This window comes from Actinacidiphila glaucinigra (assembly GCF_035918135.1).
Taxonomy (GTDB): Bacteria; Actinomycetota; Actinomycetes; order Streptomycetales; family Streptomycetaceae; genus Actinacidiphila; species Actinacidiphila glaucinigra.
In genome coordinates this window covers 1,145,753-1,170,018 of record NZ_CP109144.1, presented here as the reverse complement: position 1 = coordinate 1,170,018, position 24,266 = coordinate 1,145,753, and the positions used below count along the sequence as shown (strand labels likewise).

The 24,266-nt window shown below is 73.0% G+C and carries 19 protein-coding genes; 12 read left to right on the top strand and 7 right to left on the bottom strand.

The features are described 5' to 3' along the window. Window positions 1–184 precede the first annotated feature (184 nt). The 4 genes from OIE69_RS05090 to OIE69_RS05075 all read left to right on the top strand — a co-directional run bounded on the left by OIE69_RS05090 (window position 185) and on the right by OIE69_RS05075 (window position 5,245). The gene (locus tag OIE69_RS05090; RefSeq protein ID WP_326570725.1) at window positions 185–1,636 is read left to right on the top strand and encodes an amidohydrolase family protein; all 1,452 of its coding nucleotides are present in this window, start codon (window positions 185–187) and stop codon (window positions 1,634–1,636) included. Window positions 1,637–1,708: 72 nt separating this feature from the next. Then, a complete protein-coding gene (locus OIE69_RS05085; protein ID WP_326570724.1) occupies window positions 1,709–2,236 on the top strand; it encodes a DoxX family protein in 528 nt (175 codons plus the stop codon). 107 nt (window positions 2,237–2,343) lie between these two features. Next, window positions 2,344–3,561 (top strand): phospholipase D-like domain-containing protein, encoded by a 1,218-nt coding sequence (locus OIE69_RS05080; RefSeq protein WP_326570723.1) that lies wholly within the window; start codon window positions 2,344–2,346, stop codon window positions 3,559–3,561. A gap of 220 nt (window positions 3,562–3,781) precedes the next feature. Continuing rightward, the gene (locus OIE69_RS05075) at window positions 3,782–5,245 is read left to right on the top strand and encodes an amidase family protein (protein WP_326570722.1); all 1,464 of its coding nucleotides are present in this window, start codon (window positions 3,782–3,784) and stop codon (window positions 5,243–5,245) included. A gap of 48 nt (window positions 5,246–5,293) precedes the next feature. Here OIE69_RS05075 and OIE69_RS05070 read toward each other — a convergent pair whose 3' ends face one another. Beyond that, complete coding sequence (locus tag OIE69_RS05070; protein WP_326570721.1) at window positions 5,294–6,955, bottom strand: ABC-F family ATP-binding cassette domain-containing protein; 1,662 nt, start codon at window positions 6,953–6,955, stop codon at window positions 5,294–5,296. Window positions 6,956–7,332: 377 nt separating this feature from the next. On the opposite strand from OIE69_RS05070, the gene OIE69_RS05065 reads away from it, so the two are divergent. Then, window positions 7,333–8,373 carry a serine/threonine-protein kinase gene (locus OIE69_RS05065; protein ID WP_326570720.1) on the top strand — a complete coding sequence of 347 codons (1,041 nt, stop codon included), beginning with the start codon at window positions 7,333–7,335 and terminating at the stop codon, window positions 8,371–8,373. Between the two features lie 4 nt (window positions 8,374–8,377). Here the strand turns inward: OIE69_RS05065 and OIE69_RS05060 are convergent, their stop codons facing one another. Next, window positions 8,378–9,544 (bottom strand): right-handed parallel beta-helix repeat-containing protein, encoded by a 1,167-nt coding sequence (locus OIE69_RS05060; RefSeq protein ID WP_326570719.1) that lies wholly within the window; start codon window positions 9,542–9,544, stop codon window positions 8,378–8,380. 236 nt (window positions 9,545–9,780) lie between these two features. Between OIE69_RS05060 and OIE69_RS05055 the strand changes: the two genes are divergently transcribed. Beyond that, window positions 9,781–10,191 carry a DUF3662 domain-containing protein gene (locus OIE69_RS05055; protein ID WP_326570718.1) on the top strand — a complete coding sequence of 137 codons (411 nt, stop codon included), beginning with the start codon at window positions 9,781–9,783 and terminating at the stop codon, window positions 10,189–10,191. On the opposite strand, the gene OIE69_RS44730 is transcribed toward OIE69_RS05055, so the two are convergent. Then, window positions 10,073–10,582: a winged helix-turn-helix transcriptional regulator gene (locus OIE69_RS44730; protein ID WP_392567649.1), complete on the bottom strand. Its 510-nt coding sequence runs from the start codon at window positions 10,580–10,582 to the stop codon at window positions 10,073–10,075. The two genes, OIE69_RS05055 and OIE69_RS44730, sit on opposite strands and share 119 nt — an antisense overlap. Window positions 10,583–10,757: 175 nt before the next feature. Next, entirely contained in the window at window positions 10,758–11,477 is a 720-nt protein-coding gene (locus OIE69_RS05050) for an SDR family oxidoreductase (RefSeq protein ID WP_326570717.1), read from the bottom strand. A 119-nt stretch (window positions 11,478–11,596) separates the two neighbouring features. On the opposite strand from OIE69_RS05050, the gene OIE69_RS05045 reads away from it, so the two are divergent. The 6 genes from OIE69_RS05045 (at window position 11,597) to OIE69_RS05020 (ending at window position 20,259) form a co-directional block, all read left to right on the top strand. Further along, window positions 11,597–12,145, top strand: a complete 549-nt coding sequence (locus OIE69_RS05045) for a GNAT family N-acetyltransferase (protein WP_326570716.1) — start codon at window positions 11,597–11,599, stop codon at window positions 12,143–12,145. 58 nt (window positions 12,146–12,203) lie between these two features. Beyond that, window positions 12,204–13,169: a WGR domain-containing protein gene (locus OIE69_RS05040; protein WP_326570715.1), complete on the top strand. Its 966-nt coding sequence runs from the start codon at window positions 12,204–12,206 to the stop codon at window positions 13,167–13,169. Window positions 13,170–13,243: 74 nt separating this feature from the next. Next, the gene (locus OIE69_RS05035) at window positions 13,244–15,628 is read left to right on the top strand and encodes a SpoIIE family protein phosphatase (protein WP_326570714.1); all 2,385 of its coding nucleotides are present in this window, start codon (window positions 13,244–13,246) and stop codon (window positions 15,626–15,628) included. A gap of 317 nt (window positions 15,629–15,945) precedes the next feature. Beyond that, window positions 15,946–18,240, top strand: coding sequence for an FdhF/YdeP family oxidoreductase (locus OIE69_RS05030; protein ID WP_326570713.1), 2,295 nt, complete (start codon window positions 15,946–15,948; stop codon window positions 18,238–18,240). After that, the gene (gene fdhD / locus OIE69_RS05025) at window positions 18,228–19,067 is read left to right on the top strand and encodes a formate dehydrogenase accessory sulfurtransferase FdhD (RefSeq protein WP_326570712.1); all 840 of its coding nucleotides are present in this window, start codon (window positions 18,228–18,230) and stop codon (window positions 19,065–19,067) included. The genes OIE69_RS05030 and fdhD overlap by 13 nt, the downstream gene beginning before the upstream one ends. A gap of 274 nt (window positions 19,068–19,341) precedes the next feature. Continuing rightward, window positions 19,342–20,259 carry a LysR family transcriptional regulator gene (locus OIE69_RS05020; RefSeq protein WP_326570711.1) on the top strand — a complete coding sequence of 306 codons (918 nt, stop codon included), beginning with the start codon at window positions 19,342–19,344 and terminating at the stop codon, window positions 20,257–20,259. 98 nt (window positions 20,260–20,357) lie between these two features. Here the strand turns inward: OIE69_RS05020 and OIE69_RS05015 are convergent, their stop codons facing one another. Genes OIE69_RS05015 through OIE69_RS05005 form a run of 3 tightly spaced genes read right to left on the bottom strand, consistent with a single transcriptional unit; the run spans window position 20,358 to window position 24,228 of the window. Beyond that, window positions 20,358–22,022: a glycoside hydrolase family 13 protein gene (locus OIE69_RS05015; RefSeq protein ID WP_326570710.1), complete on the bottom strand. Its 1,665-nt coding sequence runs from the start codon at window positions 22,020–22,022 to the stop codon at window positions 20,358–20,360. Then, window positions 22,019–23,215: a Gfo/Idh/MocA family protein gene (locus tag OIE69_RS05010; RefSeq protein ID WP_326570709.1), complete on the bottom strand. Its 1,197-nt coding sequence runs from the start codon at window positions 23,213–23,215 to the stop codon at window positions 22,019–22,021. The genes OIE69_RS05015 and OIE69_RS05010 overlap by 4 nt, the downstream gene beginning before the upstream one ends. Continuing rightward, window positions 23,212–24,228, bottom strand: a complete 1,017-nt coding sequence (locus OIE69_RS05005) for a glycoside hydrolase family 130 protein (RefSeq protein WP_326580984.1) — start codon at window positions 24,226–24,228, stop codon at window positions 23,212–23,214. Before OIE69_RS05005 ends, OIE69_RS05010 begins: the two co-directional genes overlap by 4 nt. Window positions 24,229–24,266 lie beyond the last annotated feature (38 nt).

Below are 24,266 nucleotides of genomic sequence, written 5' to 3'. Positions count from 1 at the left end.
GGGCGTCAAGGGTGATCGCCAACGCCGTGGCCGGTCAGAGGCCTGTCGTTGCTGCGGCGTCTCGTTTTGCGACAGGGTCCGCGTCTCTTCGGGGACGCGTGATCCGTGAACTGCGTCTTGAGGCTAGCGCTCGGTCCGATGGCCGAATAGCGTACTCATGTCCGTCAAGCGGCCAAGGGAGTTCATGATGGATAAGGTCGAGGCATTCAGCCCGGGGCGGCCCATTGTTCTGCGCGGTGGGACCGTGCTGCCCGTCAACCGTGAGCGCGAGGTTTTCGCGGACACCGACGTGCTCGTCGTCGACGACCGGATCGCGGCGGTCGGTCCGCGACTGGCCGTTCCCGACGGGACGGCGGAGATCGACGCCACGGGCGGCGTCGTCATGCCGGGCATGATCGACACGCACCGGCACATGTGGCAGACCGCGATGCGCGGGTACGGCGCCGACTGGACCCTCACGCAGTACTTCGTCTGGTACTACCTGGAGCACGGCAGGAAGTTCCGCCCCGAGGACGTGCACGCCGGCAACCGGCTCGCCGCCGTGGAGGCCCTCGACGCGGGCGTCACGACCGTCGTCGACTGGTCCCACGGCCTGCAGACCGTGGACCACGCCGACGCCGCCGTGGACGCCCTGCGGTCCGTGCCCGGCCGCTTCGTCCTGGCCTACGGCAACATCCAGCAGGCGCCCGCGGAATGGACCGCAGCGCCGGAGTTCCGCGACTTCGTCAGCCGCCGCGTCGACGGCGACGACATGCTCGGCTTCCAGCTCGCCTTCGACGTCACGGGCGACCCCGCCTTCCCCGAGAAGCCCGCCTTCGAGGTGGCCCGCGACCTGGGCGTCGCCGTCACCACCCACGCCGGGGTGTGGGGTGCCACCAACGACGACGGCATCCGCCTGATGTACGAGAACGGCTTCATGACCCCGGAGACGGTGTACGTCCACGCCTCGACGCTCAGCGCCGACTCCTACCACCGCATCGCGGCCACCGGCGGCTCGGTCTCCGTGTCGACCGAGAGCGAGCAGAGCGCCGGCCAGGGCTACCCGACGACCTGGGCCATCCGCTCGCACGACATCCCCGTATCCCTGTCGATGGACACCAGCGTGTGGTGGAGCGGCGACCTCTTCTCCGCCATGCGCACCACCCTCGGCGCCGACCGCGCCCGCGCGCACCTGGAGGCGCACGCCCAGGGGGAGACCGTCACCCACTGCGCGCTGCGCGCCGACCAGGTGGTGGAGTGGGCCACCCTCGGCGGAGCCCGGGCCCTCGGCCGCGAGCGGGACCTGGGCAGCCTGGAGGCCGGCAAGAAGGCCGACATCGTCCTGCTGAAGAACGACCACTCGCCGGTCTCCTTCCCGCTGCTCAACCCGTACGGGCAGGTGGCCTTCCAGGCGCAGCGCGGCGACGTGCACACCGTGCTCGTCGACGGACGGGTCGTCAAGCACGAGCACCGCCTGCTCGGCGTCGACCTGGCCGCGGTGCGGCGCGAGGTCGAGCAGACCGTCGACCACCTGCGGTCCGCCATGGGCGAGGAGGAGTGGCGCAAGGGGATGAACCCCGACGTCCCCGAGACGAAGGTGCTCGACAACCCCTACACCTACACCGACTACCGCAGCGCCTCGACGCACGGCCAGTGACCCGGGGGAATCGGGTGACACGGTGACACGGGTGACACGGTTGACACGGGTGACACGAAGGAGAACCGAGAGATGAACCTGGGGCTGCTGCTGCTCCGACTGCTGCTCGCCGCACTGCTCTTCGGCCACGCCACGCAGAAACTGCGCGGCTGGTTCGGCGGGGCGGGCCTGGCCCGCACCGGCGCCGTCTTCGAGGGCTACGGCGTCGTCCCCGGGCCGCGGATGGCGCTGGTCGCCGGGGTGGCCGAGCTGACCGGAGCGGCATCGGTCGCGGCCGGACTGCTGACGCCGGGCGGCTGCGCGGTCGTCGTCGGCACGATGACGGTGGCAGCCGCCGCGACGGCGCCCAACGGCTTCTGGGCGCTCAAGGGCGGCTGCGAGGTGCCGTTCCTCTATGGCGCGGTCGCCGCGTGCCTCGGCTTCACCGGGCCGGGGGAGTGGTCGCTCGACCACGTCCTCGGCCTGAGCTGGCGGCCCGCCCCCGCCTGGGGCGCTGCCGCGCTCGCGGCCGGGCTCCTCGCGGCGACGGTGCCGCTGGCCGGCCGCGCGAAGGTGCTGCGCGGCAGGAAGGAGTCCCGCGAGCCCCACGGGAACGCGTAGTCACTCCGGATAAGCCGCCTCCGGCCGGGCATACGGCTGGAGTACGTCACGCAGACGCCGCGGCCGGACGGGCCGCGGCGGCACCGGAACCGGGGGGGCACGACGGCATGGGCGCTTCGCTGGAGGAGACCGACCGCGCGGACGGAGACCGGCCGGAGCGCTCCGCCGCCGACCGCAAGCAGGAGCTGCGCCGCCGCCTGGAACGGCTGATCGGCATCGCCGCGACCGAGGGCAACTGCCTGCAGGCGCTGCGGAACGGGGACGAGATCTTCCCCGCGATGCTGGACGCGATCCGTGCGGCGAAGCACACCGTCGACATGACCACCTTCGTCTACTGGCGCGGTCAGATCGCGCGCGACTTCGCGCACGCGCTGGCCGCCAAGGCGGCGGAGGGGGTGCGGGTGCGGCTGCTGCTGGACGGCTTCGGGGGGCGGCTGATCGAGCAGGAACTGCTCGACGGTCTGGACCGGGCCGGCGTGGACGTCGCCTGGTTCCGCAAGCCGGTGCGGCTCTCGCCGTTGAAGCAGAACCACCGCTGTCACCGCAAGGTCCTGGTGGTCGACGCCGAGGTGGCCTTCACCGGCGGCGTCGGCATCGCCGAGGAGTGGTGCGGCGACGCCCGGCACCCCGGGGAATGGCGGGACACCCACGTACGGGTCACCGGCCCCGCCGTGGACGGGCTGGCCGCGGCCTTCGCCCAGAACTGGGCCGAGTGCCGGCGCGACGGGCTCTTCGACGAACGCGACCGCTTCGCCGAGCACGAGCAGAGCGGAGGCGCGATCGTCCAGGTCGTACGCGGCTCGGCGAGCGTCGGCTGGCAGGACATGCGCACCCTGCTCCGCGTGGTGATCGCCTCCGCCGAGCAGCGCATCCGGCTCGCCACCGCGTACTTCGCGCCCGATCCGTACTTCGTCGGCCTGCTCTGCCACGCGGCGGCGCGCGGGGTGGAGGTCGAGATCCTGCTGCCGGGTCCGCACACCGACAAGCGCGTCTGCCAGCTTGCCGGGCAGCGCTACTACCAGCGGCTCCTCGACTGTGGCGTGCGGATCTGGCACTACCAGCCGACGATGATGCACGCCAAGGTCATCACCATGGACGGCGTGGCCACCCTGATCGGCTCGACCAACTTCAACCGCCGCTCCCTCGACCACGACGAGGAGGTCATGCTGGCGGTGCTCGACGACTCCTTCACCTCCGTCCTCGACGCCCACTTCGACGAGGACCTGCTGCGCAGCGACCCCGTCGACGGCACCCGCTGGCGCGGCCGGTCGGCACTGGAGCGCGCCCAGGAGGTGGCGACCGCGCCCATCCGCCGCTTCCTTTGAGGACGGCGAGGATGATGGTGACGCCCCGCGGGACGGCCGAGCGGGGCGTACGGACCCCGGTCGCGTCAGCGCACCGTTCACCCTGGAGGGCGACATCAACGTCAACACCGGCACCGAACCGGCTGCGACAGGCAGCCGGACCGACGCCACCGGCGCCGCTCGGCACGAGGCGTTCCCCGCCGACCTGGAGGTCGCGACGGTCGCGGAGCTGTCCGCCCTGATGGCCTCGGGCCGCATCACGAGCGTCTCCCTCACCCGCGCCTACCTGCGGCGCATCGAGGACCTGGACGTCGGCGGACCGGCCCTGAACGCGGTGCGGTGCGTCAATCCCGCCGCCCTGGACGAGGCCGCGGCGGCCGACGCGCGCAGGGCCGACGGCGACCCCGGCGGCCCGCTGCTGGGCATACCGGTGCTCGTGAAGGACAACATCGACGTCCTCGGCATGCCGACCACCGCCTGCTCGGTGGTGCTCGCCGACTCCCACCCCGCGCAGGACGCGCCCCTGGTGACCCGGCTGCGAGAGGCGGGGGCGGTGGTCCTCGGCAAGGCGAACCTCACCGAGTTCGCCAACTACCTCACCGTCGGCATGCCCAGCGGTTACAGCTCGCTGGCCGGCCAGGTGCTCAACCCGTACGACCTGAGCGAGACGCCGAGCGGCTCCAGCGCCGGTTCGGGGGTCGCCGCCGCGGCGGGACTGGCCGCCGTCACCATCGGCACCGAGACCGACGGCTCCATCCTCAGCCCGGCGTCGGCCACGTCGGGGGTCGGGGTGAAGCCCACCCTGGGACTGGTCAGCCGCACGGGCATCGTGCCCATCGCCTCCAGCCAGGACACCGCGGGCCCGATGACGCGGACCGTCGCGGACGCCGCCGCCCTGCTCACCGTCGTCACCGGCACCGATCCCGAGGACCCGGCCACCGCCGGCAACCCCCTCGAAGGCCACGACTTCACCGCCGACCTGTCACCCGACGCCCTGCGCGGCGCGCGCATCGGCGTCGTCGTGGAACAGGCGCCCGAGGACGGCACGGACGAACGGGTCCTGTGGGACGCGGCCCTGGACGCACTGGCGCGACGCGGCGCCGAACTCGTCGACGTCCGTATCGAGGCGCGCCGCCGGTACGACGTCGCCTCCCCGGTGCTGAGCCACGAGTTCAAGCGCGACCTCGACGCATACCTCGCGCGGCTGCCCGAGGGCGCACCGGTGCGCACCCTCGCCGACGTGATCGCCCGCAACGAGGCCCACGCGGACCTCGCCCTGAAGTTCGGGCAGACGCTCGCCCTCGCCGCGCAGGCCAGGGACCTCGGGCCGGACAGCGCGGACACCGTCGAGTACAAGGCCGCCCGCGCCCGGGACCTGGAGGAGAGCAAGGACCGCATCGACGCCCTCATGGCCGAACACGACGTCACCGCCCTGCTGTTCGTGAACAGCGGCAGCTCCTCCATCGGCGCCAAGGCGGGCTACCCCTCGGTCACCGTCCCCGCGGGCTACCGGGCGGCCAACCGCAGGCCGTTCAACATCACCTTCCTCGGACGGGCGTGGAGCGAGCCGCTGCTCCTCGGCTACGCGTACGACTACGAGCAGGCGACCCGGCTGCGCAGGCCGCCGTCCGCCGTCAACCCCACCCTTCTGCGCCGCCGTTCCCCGGCCGTACCGGCGCCGAGGACGGCGGACGCGGAGCGCTGACGGCGTCAGCGCGTGGGACCGCCCCGCACGGGCGGGGCGGTCCCACGGTCAGCCCTCCCCGGCGTCCTCCAACAGGCCGCGCACCTCCTCGGCGGTGGTCTCGTGGAGTTCCTCGCCCACGAGCAGCCAGCGCGTGATCCCGACGGACTCCAGGAACGGCAGGTCGTGGCCGGCGATGACGAGTGCGCCCCGGAAGGACGTGAGGGCGGTCGTCAGCTGACGGACGCTGTCCATGTCGAGGTTGTTGGTGGGCTCGTCCAGGATCAGCAGTTGCGGGGCAGGCGTGGCGAGCATCGAGGCCGCCAGGGCGGCGCGGAAGCGTTCCCCGCCGGAGAGGGTGCCCGCGGGCTGTTCGGCGCGGGCCCCCCGGAACAGGAACCGCGCCAGCTGCGCGCGGATCTCGTTCTCGGAGACCCCGGGGGCCCCGCGGGCGACGTTGGCGGCCACGCTCAGCTCCTCGTCCAGGACGTCGAGGCGCTGCGGCAGGAACCGCAGCGGCACGTGCGTCCTCGCCTCTCCGGACAGCGGGGCGAGCTCCCCGGTGAGCGTGCGCAGCAGCGTCGTCTTGCCTGCCCCGTTGCGGCCGACCAGCGCCACACGTTCCGGCCCCCGGAGTCGGAGGTCGCCCGCCCGCAGCGAACCGAAGCGCGGCCGCAGTTCCCGCAGGGTCAGCACGGTGCGGCCGGCCGGGACCGCGGTGTGCGGCAGGTCGACCCGGATCTCCGCGTCGTCGCGGAGCGCGTCCGCGGCAGCCTCACGGCGTTCGTGCGCCTGGGCGAGCCGGTCCTCCTGCACACCGCGGAGCCGGTCGGCGGACTCCTGTGCGGAGCGCTTGCGCTCACCGGCGACGATGCGCGGGGCGCGCCGCTGGGCGTCCATCTTCCGGCTGTGCCGGCGGCGGCGGTCCGCCGCGATCCGTGCCTCCTCCAGCTCGCGCCGCTGGCGGCGCACGTCGGCCTCGGCGGCACGCAGCGCGCGCCCGGCCGTCTCCTGCTGGGCGGCCACGGCCTCCTCGTAGTCCGACCACCCTCCGCCGTACCAGGTGACGGAGCCCGCGCGCAGTTCGGCGACGCGGTCCACGCGCTCCAGCAGCTCGCGGTCGTGGCTGACCACGACCAGGACGCCGGAACGCCAGGAACCGACGGTCTCGTGGAGCCGGCGGCGTGCGAAGAGGTCGAGGTTGTTGGTGGGTTCGTCGAGCAGGAGGACGCCGGGTCGGCGCAGCAGCAGTGCGGCCAGGCGCAGCAGCACGGTCTCGCCGCCGGACATCCGGCCGACGGTGCGGTCCAGTTCGATACCGCCGAGCCCGAGGGAACCCAGGGTCGCCAGGGCGCGTTCCTCGACGTCCCAGTCGTCGCCGACGGTCTCGAAGTGCTCCTCGCCGACGTCCCCCGTCTCGATGGCCCGCAGGGCGGCGCGCCGCTCCGCGATGCCGAGGGCCTGGTCGACGCGGAGTCCGGTGTCGAGGGTGACGTCCTGGGGCAGGTAGGCGAGGCTGCCGCCGACGCTCACCGACCCCCGGGTGGGGCGCAGCCGGCCGGCCAGCAGCTTCAACAGGGTGGACTTTCCGGTGCCGTTGGCGCCGACGAGCCCGGTGCGGCCGCGCCCGATGGTCAGGGAGAGCCCGTCGACCACGGGTGTGCCGTCCGGCCACCGGAAGGACAGGGCGGAGCAGCCCAGGGACGGGCCGGTCGTGGTGGGGGTGGACATGATGGTCCTCGCAGTCGCGGGCGCAGGGATGGCGGGCTTCGTGTGCGAGCACCACGTGGCGACCGTGCCGGGACGGGAAAGGGTGCGGTCCTCCGGGGGACGGGGACGGCTCGTGCACCGAGGTCGCAAGCGCGCGGGGTCACGGGCGCCGGGAAGACCGGCTGCGGCGTGACCGGCGTACGGCGGGGCCGTGCGCGCGATGATCGCGGACCTCAGATGAGCAACGTCCACCTCTATCGGAGACGACAGGACCCAGGAACTGTACCTCAGGCCGCCGGGGAAACGCGTGGCCGCGAATTGCCGCGGCCCGGTCGATACACTTCAGGAAAGGGACGGGGAAGGTTCTCCGGTGTCCGGCCGCGTGGCGGTGGTACGCGATGAATTCGATTCCGCATGACGTGAGCGTGTACGCCGGGCGGTCCTCCGGGCTCATCGGGGCCCAGATCGCCGGGTACCGCGTGGAGCGGGAGATCGGCCGCGGCGGAATGGCCGTGGTGTACTGCGCCCGGGACCTGCGGCTCGACCGCATGGTGGCGCTGAAGCTGCTCGCACCCGAGCTGGCCCGCAACGACACCTTCCGCCGCCGTTTCACGCACGAGTCGCGGGTGGCGGCCGCCATCGACCACCCCCACATCGTGCCGATCTTCGAGGCCGGGGAGACCGACGGTGTCCTCTACATCGCGATGCGTTACGTGTCGGGCCTCGACCTGCGGGCGCTGTTCGACCGGGACGGTCCGCTCCCCGTCCCCACCGCCCTGCGCATCGCCACGCAGGTGGCCTCGGCGCTGGACGCGGCGCACGAGCACGACCTGGTGCACCGCGACGTGAAACCGGGGAACGTGCTCGTCGCCAAGGGCACCGACAGCGACCACCCCGAGTACGTCTACCTCACGGATTTCGGGCTGACGAAGAAATCGCTGTCGCTGACCGGATTCACCACCGTCGGCGAGTTCGTCGGCACCCTGGACTACGTGGCGCCGGAGCAGATATCGGGGCGCCCGGTGGACGGCCGCTGTGATCTGTACAGCCTGGCCTGCGTCGTCTACGAGAGCCTGACCGGGGGCCTGCCCTTCGAGCGTGAGGAGGACATGGCACTGCTGTGGGCGCACCAGTACGACCAGCCGCCACCCCTGACCGAGCGGCGGCCGGACATCCCGCCGGGCATGGACGACGCGATGGCAAAGGCGCTCGCGAAGGTGCCCGAGGACCGTTTCGATTCCTGCCTGGAGTTCGTGGGCGCCCTGCGGGCGGCCGCGGCCGCGGCCGGGCCGGACGAGGCGGCTTCGCGGGGGAGTGCCTCCGACGACCAGGTCACCCGGGTGACGCCCCGGGCGGCGGCGGTCCCCGCGCCGCCGGGACCGCCGCCGGACCCGCCGATGTGGGCCCGGGCGGTCTTCCGTCGTCTGTCGGGTCTCTAGGACGTCAGCTGCTGGGGGCGACGCTGGGCGCGGTGCTCGGCGCGACGCTGGGCGAGCTGTTGGGCAGCTGCTTGGGTTCGGTGGTCTCCATCGTGTTGTTGACGAACGTGTTGCCCTTGCCCTTGAGATCGCGGTTGGCGAGGTCGGCCGGCTTGTTGCCGCGAGCGACGTTGTCGCGAATGGTGTTCTCGGAGTTGGACGTCCCCACGACGCTGCCGAACAGCACGATGCCCCCGGACATGGGGGACTTGCCGCTGTTGTCGCGCACGTCGTTGTTGGTCACGACGGTCTTCTCGACGCCCGTGAGCAGGATGCCCGTGCCCTGGATGAACGGCAGGCGGGCGCTGGGCGCGCAGTACTTGTTGTTCCCGGTCACCGTGTTGTGGCTGACGGTCAGCGCGCCGCCGCGCGGGACGCCCTCGTCGCCGACGACGAAGACGCCGCCGCAGTTGCCGGTGATCTGGTTGTTCTCGACCTTGACGCCCCGGACGCGGCGCAGACCGACGCCGATCCGGTTCTCCGACAGCTTGTTGCCCTCGATGACGGCGCCCTTGGTGTCGAGGGCACCGCCCTCGGTGTCCATGGAGTTGGCGAGGAAGATGCCGGAATCGGCGTTGTTGCGGGCGGTGTTGTCGCGGAAGACGGTGCGGACCGACTTCTCCACGAGGATGCCCTGCACCTTGTTGTCCCGCGCCGTGACGCGGACGACCTGCAGTCCGTCGGCCCCGGTCGCGTGGATGCCGGCCTTCTTGAACCCGGCGACGGTCAGCGACTCCAGCGTCACGTCGGAGGGCTTCTTCTGCGCCGTACCGCTGACGCAGATGCCCTCGCCCGCCTTGGCGCAGGCGTTCTCGTCGCCCTTCGCGCTCGGGGAGATGACGGTGCCCGTGCCCGCTCCGCGCAGCGTCAGCCGCGGCGTGCTGATCTGGACGCTCTCGTGGTACGTGCCGGCCGCGATGTCGATGACCTGGCCGGGCTCGGCACGGTCCACCGCCGACTGGATGGATTCCCCCGCGCGGACGGAGATCTTCTTCTGCGCGTCCGCGGACTGTGAGGCCGCGGGCTGCGAGGCCGTGGGCTGCGACTCGCCGCCGCACGCGACCGCGCCCCCCACGATGGTCGCCGTGGCGGCCGCCGCGACGACGGCCCTGCGGGACCGACAGAGCTTCATGTGTGTGCACCTGCTTCCCGTGATATGTGATCAGCATCAGCCGGAAACAGACGCTATGGACGGATGTGACACCTCGCCACTCCAGAGCGCACGGCACGCGGGTGACGATGCCCTGATCGGCCGATGGTCCCGGCAGCCACGGGGGCGCCGGGTCCGGTGGCCGGGAATCGACCCGGTACGGCTGATGGGGTGGCCGCACCGGCATCACTGCCCGCGCCCCGGGCAGGCGCATCGTCATGGGAACGCTGACGCGATGGGAACGGGTGATCGAGCACTGGGAACGGGCGCTGGTGGGGAGGGTGCGCCGGCGGGAGCCGGTGGAACTGCTGGACGCCCTGCGCCGCGAGTGTGACGGACGGGCGGTGGTGTGCAGTCCGACCCGTGTGGTGGTGCCGAACGTGTACACGGTCGAACTCGCCGACACCCCGCACCGGGAACTGGTTCCGCACCGTTCCCGCGTGGGGGAGGCGCTGACGGATTCCCTGCTGCGGCACGCCGACCGGCGCGGCTACGAGTGGGCGGGCCCGGTCACCGTGCGCATCGTGCGGTCGGCACACGTGCCCAACGGGCGCTACCGGGTGAGCAGCAACCCCATGAGCCGGATCCGCGCGGACGCGCTGGCCCGGATCGCGCCCGGGCTGCCGTGAACGACCCGCCGCGTGCGGAGGGCCGAGGTCGGCGCGCGATGCCCCGCGAGGGGGCGAACTCCACGTCCGTCACCGGGAGTACGGTGCCGGCGTCGTCGACGAAGGCGACGCTGACCGGGCGGCCCCCGGCCCCCGAGGCTGCGCAGGTGGCCCGGGCCCCGCGCGTCGCCCACTGCTGGAGCGCCGCGAGGACCAGCCGCAGTTCCTCGCCCGCCGGGGTCAGGTGGTAGGCACACCGGGTGCGGCTGCCCGGCTCCCGGTACGGCCGCCTCTCCATGATTCCCTCGTCCACGAGCGAGCCCAGGCCGCCGGTCAGCAGATCGGGGGCGATGCCGAGCTCCCGGCGGAAGTCCGCGAAGCGCGTCCCCTTCCGCGGCGCCGCCTCGCGCAGGATCAGGAGCGTCCACTTGTCGCCGACGACTCGAGGGTCCGGGCGATCGAGCGGACGGTCTCTTCCCTGCCGGTGCGCTTGGCGCCGGCTATGGGCTCAATCCACCTCTGGATCGGTATTGCCAAGTCAGCGCTTCTGAGGCGGTGGCCGGCGGGTGACCCGCGTCCGTCCCCGGTCAGAGGGCCTGCGGGGCGGGCAGGCCGGGGTAGAGCAGTTCGAGCCCGCCGGACAGGGCGGCCCGCACGGCGCGGCTCCGGTCGTCGACGACGACCTCCAGCGCCCGCTCCTCGATGCCGTCCAGGGCCAGGCCCGCCACCCAGGCGGGGTCCACCTTGTCGGCGGGGGCGACGTAGTCGGCCATCTCGGTGTTCATGTAGCCGACGTGGAGCGCGGTGACGTCGACGCCGGACGCGGCGAGCTCCTGCCGGATGACGTTGGTCATCGCCCACTCCGCGGCCTTGGCCGAGCTGTAGCCGCCGTATCCAGGGCGGTGGACCCAGGAAAGGATCGACAGGACGTTGAGGACGGCGCCGCCGCCGTTCGCCGCGATCAGGGGCGCGAAGGCCCGCGTGACGCCCAGGGTGCCGAAGAAGTGGGTCTCCATCTCCAGACGGATGTCGGCCATGTTCCCGTCGGTGAGTCCCACGTGGGTGCTGACACCCGCGTTGTTGATCACGAGGGTGGCGTCGGAGGCGGTCCTGGCCGCGACCGCGATCGACTCGGGGTCGGTGATGTCCAGCCGGAGCGGCTCCACGCCCGGCAGGTCGAGGGTGTCGGGGTTGCGGACGCCCGCGTAGACCTTGGCGGCGCCCCGGTCGAGCAGTTGGGTGGCCAGGTGGCGGCCGAGGCCGCGGCCGGCTCCGGTCACGACGGCGACGGAGTTCTTGATGTCCATGGGGCGCTCATTCCGTTGTGCTGGGTTTCCATCTCCAATCTAGGTCTCCTGAGTTCTGAAAAGCAACTCAGCTCTAAAATCTCTTGCCCGCGGGCCGTGGTTCCCGTTGGCTTGGCGGCGTGATCGAACTGCGCACCGAACGCCTGCTCCTCCGCCGCTGGCACGACCGCGACCTCGCGCCCTGGGCGGCGATGAACGCCGACCCCGAGGTGCGCGAGCACCTGGGGGAGCCGCTGACCAGGGAGCAGAGCGATGCCTCCGTGGCCCGGTTCCTGGCCGAGTTCGAGGAGCGCGGCTACGGCTGGTGGGCGGTCGAGGTCCGGACGAGCGGGGAGTTCGCCGGCTTCGCGGGCCTGGACCGGGTGGACGACGGCCTGCCCTTCACGGGAGTGGAGATCGGCTGGCGCCTGGCCCGTGGGGCCTGGGGCAAGGGCTACGCCACCGAGGCCGCCCGGGCCGTCCTGGCCTTCGGCTTCGGCACCCTCGGGCTTCCCGAGATCCTCGCGGTGACCACCGCCGGGAACCTCCGTTCCCAGGCCGTCATGGGCCGCATCGGCATGACCCGCGACCCCGCGGGCGACTTCGACGACCCCACCGCCCCCGCGGGGCCGCTGCGCCCCAACGTGCTGTACCGGATCGCCGCGGGCACGCCCGACGCGGCGCTCTAGCATGGCCGCTGTGAGGCGGCGCGGAGCGCACGGCGGCGCCGCGGACGCTGGAGGACCGATGACGACGTGGCGGCGGTTCGAGTCCCCGGGAGCGGCAAGGCCGGAGTACCGGGAGATCCGCCAGGAGGGGATCCGCTGCTTCCTGCGCTGGGGACCCGTCGGCGGGAGGGGCAAGGGGAGCACCTCGACGCTGAACGACGAGGAGCACGCCCGGCGCCATGCCGCGCGCAAGGCCGGGGAGTGGCTGCGCAAGGGCTTCACGGAGGTCGACCCGCCGCACGACGGGACCGGACCCGACCCGGAGGCGAAGGTCCTCGACGTGCTCCGGGCGGGCACCCGGCCGCACGCCCCGGCCTCGGAGTACCTGCCGGTCGAGGGCTTCGAGGAGGTGTACCGCCATGTGATCGCGCCCGGCCGGCCGGGGGGATTCCACGAGTACGTGGTCCTGCGCGACGACGGACGCAGCGCCGTCCGCTTCGCCGTACGGGCAGACCGGAGCGACGCGGCGGCGGTGTCCGCCTTCCTGGGCTTCGTGTCCACCCGTCGCGACCTGGCCTTCGACGGGAGCTCGCACCACAAGGTGCCGCTGCCGGAGCCGGTCGGGGCGTTCACCCACGCGCTGTTCTGCGCACCGGCGCTCGGACAGGGCTGCGTCGCGTACCCCGCCGTCGCCGACCGCGTCGCCGCGGCCTTCCCGGTCTTCGACTGCGAGATCGGTGACGCGGATCCCGAGGTCCTGGTCGACGCGCGGATCCACGGGCACGGCTCGCTGCCCTACGCCGACTGGGCCCGGCCGCCGCAGCCGGTCGTGGACCTCCGCTTCGACGTCCGGCCCTCCCATTACCGGGGGACACGGACGTTCAAGGTGTTCGGCACGGCCGATCTCGAGGCCCTCATGGCGGCGCTGCCGGGTGCGGAACCCGCGAGCCGGCTGGACGTGCGTTCGTTCCGGGGCGAGATCCGGCGCTTCACCCCCGCCGAGGTCCCTTCCCTCACCGAGGTGAGGTCCTTCCTGCACGGCTGAGGCCGCCCCGAGTGGTGACCTCGCGCGCCTGCGCAAGACTGGGAACCGGAGGACCGGAACGTGATGGGACGGTCATGGGCACTGGGGCATCGCGAGGACACGGCGAAGAGGACGAGGAGCCGGCCGGACGCACCGCGGCGCGGTTGGTGATCGACGCCCACGGCACCGTCGTCGTGTGGAGCCCGGGGGCGGAGCGGCTCCTCGGCCATGCCGCGGGCGACGTGCTCGGCCGGCCGGTGACGGAGCTGCTCGCCCCGGATCCCGGCACCGGTCCCGCCGATGGCAGCGGCACGGGGTCCGGGTACGTCCTCCTGCGGCACCGCGACGGCACCACGGTGGCCTGCCGGCCGGCCCTGCGGACCGTACGCGACGACGGGACGGGCCTGCGCCTGACCGTCGACCTGCTCACCGGGGCGGCGGGACTCACCCCGGACATCGAAGGCGCCCTCCTGGAGGCCCTGTTCACGCGCTCTCCTATCGGCCTGTTCGTGCTGGACCCGCAGCTCAGGCTGATGCGCTTCAACGCGGCGGCGGAGGGTATGCACGACCATCGGTCGCGGCTCGCCCTGGGGCGGCGGCCGACCGAGGTGTGGCCCGACTTCAGCGCGGAGCTCGCCGAGCAGGTGATGGGCCGGGTGCTCAGGACCGGCGAGGCCGCGATCTCGTTCGAGAAGCGCGGCCGTCCGCCCGGCGACACCGCCCGGGAACACGTCTACTCGGCGTCCGCCTTCCGGCTCGAGGCGGAGGACGGCCGCATCCTCGGCGTGGCCGACGCCTTGGTCGACGTCACCGAGCGCCACCTCGCCGAACAGCGCCTGGCCATGATGGCCGAGGCCGGCCGGCGGATCGGCACCACGCTGGACCCGGTCCGTACGGCGCAGGAACTGGCCGAAGTGGCCGTACCCGGGCTCGCCGACTGCGTGAGCGTGGACCTGCTGGCCCCCCTCCTCGGCGGCGAGGACATGGCGGTGGGCCCCGTCGAGGACGACACCGGGCTGCGGCGCGCCGCGACCTCCGCCCGCTGCGGCCGGACCGGCCCGTACACCACGGGTGCGGTCGGCACGCACCTGGCGCGCACGCCCGCCCTGCAGGTGCTCGCCGACCACGAGCCGCGCCTGGTTCCCCGGCTCGCCGAGGACGGGGCGTGGATCCGGGACGACCCCGTGCGGGGCGGCAGGATGCTGGAGGAGCGGGTGCACTCCCTGATGGTGGTGCCGCTGCTGGTCCGCGACTGCGTGCTGGGCCTCGTCACCTTCCACCGGTGGGACCAGGACCTGGGGCCCTTCGGTGACGACGACCTCTCGCTCGCCGTCGACCTCGCCGGTCGCGGCGCCATGGCGCTGGACAACGCCCATCGCTACGTGCGCGAGCGCAACGCCGTCCTCGCGCTGCAGCGCGGCATGCTGCCCCAGCGGCTGCCCGCGCCCAGCGCAGTGGAGTGGGCCCATCACCTGGTGCGCTCCGGCGCCGGCGGGGACTGGACGGAGGTCATCCCGCTGCCCGGCGCGCGGGTCGCCCTCGTCAGCGGCAGCACCCCCGGCCGCGGCATGCGCACCGCGGCCACCATGGGCCGGCTGCGGGCGGCCGTGCACACCCTGGCCAACCTGGACCAGGCGCCGGACGAGGTCCTCGCCCGCCTGGACGAGCTGGTGCGCAACCTCGCCGAGGAGCACGCGGGCCCGGGCTCCGGTTCCCCGGTGGGCGCCACCTGCCTCTACCTCGTCTACGACCCCGTGACCCGGCTGAGCACCATGGCCTCGGCGGGCCACCCGCCGCCGAGCGTCGTCCACCCCGACCACACCGTGCGGACCCCGCAGGCCCCCGAGGGCGAGCCCCTCGGCAGCCCCGGACCGTCGTTCGGGATGACCACCCTGGAACTGCCGGAGGGGTGCATGCTGGTGCTCCGCACCCCCGGGCTCCTGCAGAGCCGGCCTGAGGGGACCGGGCAGGCGGAGTTCGAAAGGCTGCTGGCCACACCCTGCGACTCCCTGCAGGACTTGAGCCTGCTGCTCACCGAGGCCCTGGTCCCCGCGGACCCGGACCGCGACGCCTCCGTGCTGGTGGCCTGCCCCCGTCCCCTCGGCTCCGACTGCGTCGTGACGTGGGACCTGCCCTGCGACCCCGCCGCGGTGGCCACCGCCCGTACGCTGGCGACGCGTCAGCTCTCCGCGTGGGCCCTGCAGGAGGAGTGCTTCGCCACCGAGCTGATCGTCAGCGAGCTCGTCACCAACGCCATCCGGTACGCGGCACCGCCCATCCAGCTGCGGCTCATCCGCGACCGAGCGCTGACCTGCGAGGTCTCCGACACCAGCAGCGCCGCCCCCTTCCTGCGGCACGCCCGCACCACCGACGAGGGCGGCCGCGGCCTGCTGCTGGTCTCCCAGTTCGCGGAGCGCTGGGGCACCCGCTACCGGGAGCGCGGCAAGACCATCTGGACCGAGCAGACGATCGCCGTCTAGACGTCCAAGGGCTGTGGACGCGCGGAGTCCACGGCGCGGTGCCGGTACTGAATTCTCGTTGCAGTGGAACGAACGGCCCCGGGAAAATTTCCGGATGGTGAGGCCATTTGTTTTTGCACGCGCCTTTCGCCGCGTTCCCCGTATGTGAACGGTGCCGCGCCGAGCAGGGGGTTCGCCCCCGGGTTCCTTCATCGGCGCCGCCTATCAAGCAACAGGAACGGCCTCTTTGACGGGCCGGTGAAGCGGGTCTAGCTTTTCTGCGAATCGGTATTCGCGGCGGTTTCCGCGGAGTCGGAGGCCGGGAAGGCAGGGCAGGCATGAGCGCTCTGGAGGACCCAACGGACGAGCACCTGGAGATCACCTCGCCCAAGACCTGGGCGACCGGTCTCCCCGCAGTCACGCACGCACTGCAGTACTCGCTGAGCCAGACCTCGCCCCGCCGGACCATGCTGACCCTGCTGAACATCAACCAGGCCAAGGGCATCGACTGCCCCGGCTGCGCCTGGCCGGAGGCGGCGCCGGGCAAGCGGCACATGAACGAGTACTGCGAGAACGGCGCCAAGCACATCAACGACGAGGCGACGTCGCACCGCGTACGGCGCGAGTTCTTCGAGCAGCACACCGTCGACGAACTGGGCCGCAAGTCCGACTACTGGCTCAACCAGCAGGGCAGGCTGACCGAACCGATGGTCAAGCGGCCGGGTGCGGAGCACTACGAGCCCATCTCCTGGGACGACGCCATCGCCCTGATGGCCGAGGAGCTGCGGGCCCTGGACTCCCCGGACGAAGCGCTGTTCTACACCTCCGGACGGGTGGGTAACGAGGCCGCCTTCCTCCTCCAGCTCTTCGCCCGCGCCTACGGCACCAACAACCTGCCGGACTGCAGCAACATGTGCCACGAGTCCAGCGGCGCCGCGATGAACGAGACCCTCGGCGTCGGCAAGGGCACCGTCAGCCTGGACGACATCCACGAGGCCGACCTGATCTTCGTCGTCGGCCAGAACCCCGGCACCAACCACCCGCGCATGCTGTCCGCACTGGAGGAGACCAAGCGGGGCGGCGGAAGCGTCGTCGCCGTCAACACCCTGCCCGAGGCCGGGCTGATGCGGTTCAAGCACCCGCAGAAGGCGCGCGGCGTCGTCGGGCGCGGCACGGTCATCGCCGACCAGTTCCTCCACATCCGCGCGGGCGGCGACCTCGCCCTCTTCCAGGCCCTGAACCTGCTGCTCCTGGAGGCCGAGGACGCCGCTCCCGGTACGGTCCTGGACCACGACTTCATCCGCGAGCACAGCACGGGCTTCCAGGAGTTCGCCGAGCAGGCGCGCAAGACGTCGTGGGACGACGTGCTGACGGCCACCGGTCTGACGCGCGAGGAGATAGTGCAGGTCCACGAACGCGTCCTGGCCGCCAAGAGCGTCATCGTCTGCTGGGCCATGGGCGTCACGCAGCAGAAGCACGGTGTGCCGACCATCCGCGAGATCGTCAACTTCCTGATGCTGCGGGGCAACCTGGGCAGGCCCGGCGCGGGGGCGTGCCCGGTGCGCGGCCACAGCAACGTCCAGGGCGATCGCACCATGGGCATCTGGGAGAAGATGCCGCAGGGCTTCCTCGACTCCCTGGGACGGGAGTTCGGCTTCACACCCCCCGCCAAGCACGGCCACGACTCCGTCAACGCCATCCGTGCCATGCGCGACGGCGAGGCGAAGTTCTTCCTCGGGGTGGCGGGGAACTTCATCCGGGCCACCCCCGACAGCGATGTCACCGAGCAGGCGATGCGCCGCTGCCGGCTGACGGCGCACATCTCCACCAAGCTCAACCGCTCGCACACCGTGTGCGGTGACACGGCGCTGATCCTGCCCACCCTGGGCCGCAGCGACCGGGACGTGCAGGCGGGCGGCGAGCAGTTCGTCACCGTCGAGGACTCCATGAGCATGGTGCACGCCTCCCGCGGCAAGCTGGCCCCCGCCTCCCCCGACCTGCTGAGCGAGGTGGCGATCATCAGCCGGCTGGCCCGGGCCACCCTCGGCGGGACCCCGGAGATCGGCTGGGAGGAGTTCGAGGCCGACTACGGCACCGTCCGGGACCGGATCTCCCGGGTCGTGCCGGGGTTCGAGGACTTCAACCGGCGCGTCGCAGAACCGGGCGGATTCCAGCTGCCGAACCCGGTGAACACGATGACCTTCCGGACGCCCAGCGGCAAGGCCGTCTTCACCCGCAACGACTTCGAGATGCCGCGGGCGCCCAAGGGCCACCTCATCCTGCAGTCCCTGCGGTCGCACGACCAGTGGAACACCATCCCGTACGCCATGGACGACCGCTACCGGGGCATCCGGGGCGGCCGCCGGATCGTCATGGTCAACCCCGAGGACATCGAGGCCCTGGGGCTCACCGAGATGCAGATGGTGGACCTGGTGAGCGTCTGGACCGACGGCAGCGAGCGCCGGGCCGAGTCCTTCCGCCTGGTGCCCTACCCCACCTCCCGGGGGTCGGCCGCCGCCTACTACCCGGAGACCAACGTCCTGGTCCCGCTGGACAGCGTCGCGGACGTCAGCAACTGCCCCACCTCCAAGGCCGTCGTCGTACGACTGGAGGCGGCGGCATGGGCCGGGTGACCGCGCGGCGGCGGGTGCTGCGGATCAGGGACGGGGTGCCCGGGCACCGCTCGGACACGCTGGCCGCCGAGGAACCGATGGAGATCCGCGTCGGCGGCCGCGCGCTGACGATCACCATGCGCACCCCGGGCAGCGACTTCGACCTCGCGGTGGGCTTCCTCGTCAGCGAAGGGGTCGTCCACGGTCCGGACGAGGTGCTGGGCATCCGCTACTGCGCCGGAGCCACGGCCGACGACGGCAACACCTACAACATCGTCGACGTCGTCCTGGCACCTGGTGTGCGGCTCCCGGACCTCTCCCTGGAGCGCAACTTCTACACCACCTCCTCCTGCGGTCTGTGCGGCAAGGCGAGCCTGGACGCGGTGCGGACCACGCAGCACTGGAGCGTGGCGGACGACGACGCGGAGATCGACTCCGAGGTGCTCTTCACCCTCCCCGACCGCCTGCGCGCGGCGCAGCGGGTCTTCGACAGCACGGGCGGGCTGCACGCGGCCGGGCTGTTCACGACGGACGGCGAGATGCTGTGCCTGCGTGAGGACGTGGGCCGCCACAACGCCGTCGACAAGGTGGTCGGCCACGCGCTGCAGGAGGGGCTGCTGCCGCTGCGGGGCACCGTGCTCATGGTCAGCGGGCGGGCGTCCTTCGAACTCGTGCAGAAGGCGGCCATGGCGGGCATCCCGGTGCTGGCCGCGGTGTCCGCGCCGTCCTCGCTCGCCGTGGACCTGGCCGACGAGACGGGGATGACCCTGGTGGGCTTCCTGCGCGGCCGCTCGGCGAACGTGTACACCCGCGCCGAGCGGTTGCGCGCGGGTCAACCCGTCGCCTGATACGCGGGACGTGGGCGCGCTCTGCCCGAGTGCGCCCACCGCCGCAGGGGTGCGTGCTCGCGCCGGCCGTCCGGGTGGCACCCGTTCCGCGCGCGGACCGCATCCACGACTCGCCCCGCACGGCACTGACCGGTTCACTGGGAACAGGAGCGCTCCGGGCACTTCGCGGGGTCGGGCGCCGTCGGCCCGCCGGGAGCGACTTGGTATACAGCTCGGAACCGGCAACAAGCCCGACGCGTATCCCGGCCGGCGGAATCCTGAGAGGTGCTCAGCCGTGCTCTTCCGGCAGCTCCAATACCTGGTGGCCCTGGCACAGGAGGGGCACTTCGCCCGCGCCGCGCAGAGATGCGGGGTGTCCCAGCCCTCACTGTCCGAGGGCATCCGCAAGCTGGAGGAGGAGATGCGGGTCCCGCTGATCCAGCGGGGCCGGCGGTTCGACGGCCTCACCGCCGAGGGCGAGCGCGTCGTGGTGTGGGCGCGGCAGATCCTGGCCGACCGGGACGCCATGGAGGGCGAGGTCGCCGCCATGCGCACCGGACTGAGCGGCCGTATCCGCATCGGCGTCGTGCCCAGCGCCGCCACCGCCGTGCCGCGCCTGGTCGACCCGCTGTGCACGCGGCACCCGCTGCTCACCGCGCACATCGTCAACGACCTGACGTCGAGCGACATCCTCACGATGCTCAGGGACTTCACCCTCGACGCCGCCGTCACCTATCTGGACGACGAGGTGCGCGCCGCCTTTCGTACCGTGCCGCTGTACCGGGAGAAGTACGCGCTGCTCACCGACGCCTCGTGGGCCCCGGTCGGCGGCGCCACGGTGTCCTGGGCGGAGGCGGCGGCCCTGCCGCTGTGCCTGCTCACACCGACCATGCGGGGACGGCGCACCATGGACGCCCTGTTCGCCGCGGCCGGGGCCGAACCGGTGGCGAGGGTGGAGACCGACTCGTTCGCCTCGCTGATCGCGCACGTCGTGCCCGGGCGGTGGGCCGCGATCGCCCCCCTGGCGTGGATCCATGCCCTCGGGGTGCCGCCCGGGGTGCGGGCCGTCCCGATGGTGGCGTCCGCCCGGGCCGCCGAGATAGGGCTGGTCGCCTTCCGCCGGGATCCCGAGTCCGTGATGGTGCAGGCGCTGGTCGCCACCGCGCAGCACGCCGACTTCAAGCCGCTGGAGTCGCTTCCCCGGATGCAGTGAGACCGGTGCCCGCGGCCGACGGCGCCCGACGGCGGCGGGACCGCGGACGCACGTCCCCCGTGCACCCGCGAGTCCCGGTCCGCCCTGGAGCCGCCGCGCTAAGACGGGGTCGCGGTCGTGCCTGCGGCGGTGCCGAGCCAGACGGTGGTGTCCGCGGGCACCGTGCGGCCGTCGAGCGGGGCGCTGGCCAGCAGCACCTCGTCGCCGTCCGCGAGGGGCAGCGCATCGGGGCCGAAGTTGGTCAGGCACCGCAGCCCCGGTGCGCGGTCGAAGGCGAACCAGGAACCGTCCGCCGGCCCCTTCGGGGCCGCCACCGCGTCCGCCGGGACCGGCGCTCCGCGCCGCAGCCGCAGCGCGGAGCGGTACAGGGCGAGCATCGACGCGGGGTCGTCCTCCTGGGCCCGGACGGTGAGGTCCGCCCAGTCGTCGGGCTGCGGGAACCAGCAGGCGTCCGGGGCGGCGGTGCTGAACCCGTACGGTGCCGACGTGCCCTCCCAGGGCAGCGGCACCCGGCAGCCGTCGCGGCCGCGCTCACGGTGGCCGGAACGCTCCCAGAGGGGATCACGCAGCCGGTCGTCCGGCACGTGGGCCTGCGGCAGGCCCAGTTCCTCGCCCTGGTAGACGTAGGCGGCGCCGGGCAGCGCGAGCATGAGCAGCGCGGCGGCCCGGGCACGGCGCCGGCCGCGCTGCCCGCCGCCGTAGCGGGTGACCGGGCGGACCGCGTCGTGGCTGGACAGGACCCAGGTGACCGGTGCCCCGACGGCCCGCATCGACGCGACGGACCGCTCGATGACCGCGCGCATCTCCGTCCCGTCCCAGGCGGACTCCAGGAAGGCGAAGTTGAAGGCCTGCTGCATCTCGCCGGGGCTGACGTACCGGGCCAGCCGGGCCGGTTCGAAGACGGCGGCCTCGGCCACCATCACCCGCTGCTCCGGAGGGACCGCGCCGGGCGGGGCCGGGTGGGTGTCCAGCAGCCGGCGCCAGGTGCGGAACAGCGGGTGCAGTTCCTCCTGGTCGTGGTAGGGCATCAGGTGGTTGCGCAGGATGTCCTGGTGCTGCCCGGGCCCGGCGTCGGGGAGGCCGGGAGCCTTGAAGAGGGTGTGGGCCACGTCGATGCGGAAGCCGTCGACGCCGCGGTCGAGCCAGTGCCGCAGGATCCGCTCGAAGTCGGCGACGACCTCCGGGTGCCGCCAGTCGAGGTCCGGCTGCTCGGGCGCGTGCAGGTGCAGGTACCACTCGCCCGGGCCGCCGTCCGGTGCGGGGACACGGGTCCACGCCGGGCCCCCGAACGCGGACTCCCAGTCGTTCGGGGGGAGTTCACCGTCCGCGCCGCGTCCGGTACGGAAGAGGTAGCGGTGCCTTGCCGCGCTCCCCGGGCCGGCCGCGAGGGCCTCCCGGAACCAGGGGTGCGTGTCGGAGGTGTGGTTGGGGACGAGGTCGATCAGGACTCGCAGCCCCAGGCCGTGGGCGCGCGCGACCAGGGCGTCGAAGTCCGCTTCGGTGCCGAGGTCGGGGGCGACGGCGGTGTGGTCGGCGATGTCGTAGCCGCCGTCGGCCAGCGGGGACGGGTAGAACGGGGTGATCCACACCGCGTCCGCCCCCAGCCGGGCCACATGGTCCAGGCGGGCGGCGGCGCCGGCGAGGTCGCCGACGCCGTCCCCGTCGCCGTCGGCGAACGCGCGCGGGTGGATCTCGTAGCAGACCGCGTCCCGCCACCAGGGCGCGTCCGGTGCGGGATTGGTGGTGCTCACGGTGCTCCTCATGCTCCTGTCGGGCCGGACGGGACCGGCAGGGTACGGCCGGTCTCCGCGGAGCGCGTGGCCGCCTCGGCCACCGCGACCGCGGTCCGCCCGGACCGCGCGTCGGCCACCGGGGTGCCGCCCCCGGTCGCGCAGCGCAGCAGGTCGGTGAAGGCGGCACGCACGCTCTCCGCGTACACGTGCTGCTTGCGCGCCTCGCCGCCCAGGTCGACCACGCAGGTCACCCGGTGCGGGACGCTGCGCTCGACACCGCGGCCGCGGGCGGGCGCCGCCGGGCCCGCGTCGCGTTCCACGGTGACGGTGATCCGCTCCTCGCCGTGCGGCCGGAGCCCGGGTACGGCCAGCAGATCGGCGGCGCGCGCGGGCAGTTCCTCCCAGCGGCGGGCGCTCTGCTCGTCCGTCCAGGCCGTGACCGTCGCGTGGGCCGGGATCCAGCCGGTGACCCGGGCCTCGGCGAAGCCGTAGTCCAGGCGCATCAACTGCCGTTCGGCGCGGTGGGCGTGGGTGAAGGAATGGGTGTGGGTGGCGACGGCGCCGCCGGGGTGGGTGGCGGTGGCCACGACGATGTCGACCGGGCCGCCCTCGCGGCGCACGGCCGTGCCGTGCACCTCGACGGGCTCGCTGCCCATGAGGGCGCGGGCGGCGTCGAAGAAGTGCACACCGTGCTCGACGTGGATGCCGCCGCTGTGGGCGGGGTCCCAGAACCAGTGGCCGGAGCCCAGGTCCTCGTCGGCTGCGTCGTTCTCGAAGGCGAAGCGCACCAGCGGGTCCAGCAGTCCCTCGTCGCGCAGTCGCTGCAGCATCCGCAGGACGGGGTTGTAGCGCAGGACGTGGTCGACGACGAGGACCCCGGCGGAGCGCTCGGCCTCCGCCTCCACCCGCAGGGCGTCCTCCAGCGTCACGGCCAGCGGCTTCTCGCAGAAGACGTGCCGGCCCACGCGCAGCGCGCCGACGGCGAGTTCCGCGTGGGTGGCCGGGGGAGTGGCGATCGCCACGACGTCCACACCCGGGAAGCCGGCGAGCGCCGCGGCGTCGGTGGCGACGGCGGCGCCGTGCCGCCGCGCGAGGGCGGCGGCACGGTCACCGTCGGGGTCGGCGCACGCCACGACGCGTACGCCGGGGAGGTCGGCCACGGCGTCCAGCAGGTAGGCGCCGAACGCACCGCAGCCGGCCAGGCCCAGACCGAGCGTGGTCACTCGGCACGGTCCAGGCGGGCGACGCCGATGTGGGCGTCGGCCATGCCGTAGAACACGTAGCGCACGCCGTCGATCTCCTCGATCGCGGTCGGGAAGACGACGTTCGGCACGGTGCCGGAACGCTCCTCCTCCGTCTCCGGCTCCATCAGCGGCTCGTCGGTGCGGGCCAGGATCCGGGACGGGTCCTGCGGGTCGAGGATCATCGCGCCCGCCGCGTAGCTGACCTTCTGCTGCTGGGCGAAGGGGTCGTCGATCGTGCCGGACACCCCGTGGTGGATGAGCAGCCAGCCCTCCTCGACGCGGATCGGGGCCGGGCCGGCGCCGATCTTGAGCTCCTCCCAGGGGTGCTCGGACAGCGCCACCAGGCGGTGGTCGCGGGGACGGACCAGGGCGCTGAGGTCCTTCTCGACCTCGGCCACGGGGACGTAGGAGATCCAGATGCCGGGGCGCTCGTCGGTCACGCCGGCCGGCAGGTGCACGCCCTCGCCGGGGCGGAACCAGCCCAGGTCCCACATCGGGCGGTGCAGCATCGCGAAGGAGGGCTCGCCGTCCGGGCCCGGGACGGGCTCGGGGAAGTGCACCACGTCCTTGTTCGGGAAGAGGTTGAGGTCGGTGTCGAGGTCGGCCTGGTAGGCGAACTGGACCGGGCCCAGACGCTCCCAGGTCACCAGGTCCTTCGAGACGGCCAGCGCCGGCTTGGGGCCGAGCGGGCCGTAGGCCACGTACGACATGACGTGCAGCCCGAGCGCCTCGATCCACGTCGTGCGCGGGTCCTCCACGCCGGCGTTGTTCTTGCCGCGCTCCCAGCCGGCGTCGGGGGCGAGGACGACGCCGCGGCGCTCGACGCCGGTGGGCACACCGTCCTCGATCACGACCTCGGCCAGGCCCACGCGGGAGACGTTGCCCTCCGAGACGAGGCGGGGCAGCAGGTGCAGGGTGCCGTCCGGGGTGCGGCCGGACGCGGGATTGAGCACGCCCTCGGCCTCGTTGGCCTCGCCGGCCAGCGGGGACATCACGACGCCGACGCGGGTCAGGCGGTAGGGCACGGTGG

Excerpts from the sequence above, each read along its gene's own strand:
- OIE69_RS05090 (WP_326570725.1), top strand. The coding sequence starts at position 185 with ATGATGGATAAGGTCGAGGCATTCAGCCCGGGGCGGCCCATTGTTCTG.
- OIE69_RS05085 (WP_326570724.1), top strand. The coding sequence starts at position 1,709 with ATGAACCTGGGGCTGCTGCTGCTCCGACTGCTGCTCGCCGCACTGCTC.
- OIE69_RS05080 (WP_326570723.1), top strand. The coding sequence starts at position 2,344 with ATGGGCGCTTCGCTGGAGGAGACCGACCGCGCGGACGGAGACCGGCCG.
- OIE69_RS05075 (WP_326570722.1), top strand. The coding sequence starts at position 3,782 with ATGGCCTCGGGCCGCATCACGAGCGTCTCCCTCACCCGCGCCTACCTG.
- OIE69_RS05070 (WP_326570721.1), bottom strand. The coding sequence starts at position 6,955 with ATGTCCACCCCCACCACGACCGGCCCGTCCCTGGGCTGCTCCGCCCTG.
- OIE69_RS05065 (WP_326570720.1), top strand. The coding sequence starts at position 7,333 with ATGAATTCGATTCCGCATGACGTGAGCGTGTACGCCGGGCGGTCCTCC.
- OIE69_RS05060 (WP_326570719.1), bottom strand. The coding sequence starts at position 9,544 with ATGAAGCTCTGTCGGTCCCGCAGGGCCGTCGTCGCGGCGGCCGCCACG.
- OIE69_RS05055 (WP_326570718.1), top strand. The coding sequence starts at position 9,781 with ATGGGAACGCTGACGCGATGGGAACGGGTGATCGAGCACTGGGAACGG.
- OIE69_RS05050 (WP_326570717.1), bottom strand. The coding sequence starts at position 11,477 with ATGGACATCAAGAACTCCGTCGCCGTCGTGACCGGAGCCGGCCGCGGC.
- OIE69_RS05040 (WP_326570715.1), top strand. The coding sequence starts at position 12,204 with ATGACGACGTGGCGGCGGTTCGAGTCCCCGGGAGCGGCAAGGCCGGAG.
- OIE69_RS05035 (WP_326570714.1), top strand. The coding sequence starts at position 13,244 with ATGGGCACTGGGGCATCGCGAGGACACGGCGAAGAGGACGAGGAGCCG.
- OIE69_RS05030 (WP_326570713.1), top strand. The coding sequence starts at position 15,946 with ATGAGCGCTCTGGAGGACCCAACGGACGAGCACCTGGAGATCACCTCG.
- fdhD (WP_326570712.1), top strand. The coding sequence starts at position 18,228 with ATGGGCCGGGTGACCGCGCGGCGGCGGGTGCTGCGGATCAGGGACGGG.
- OIE69_RS05015 (WP_326570710.1), bottom strand. The coding sequence starts at position 22,022 with ATGAGGAGCACCGTGAGCACCACCAATCCCGCACCGGACGCGCCCTGG.
- OIE69_RS05005 (WP_326580984.1), bottom strand. The coding sequence starts at position 24,228 with ATGTCCCCGCTGGCCGGCGAGGCCAACGAGGCCGAGGGCGTGCTCAAT.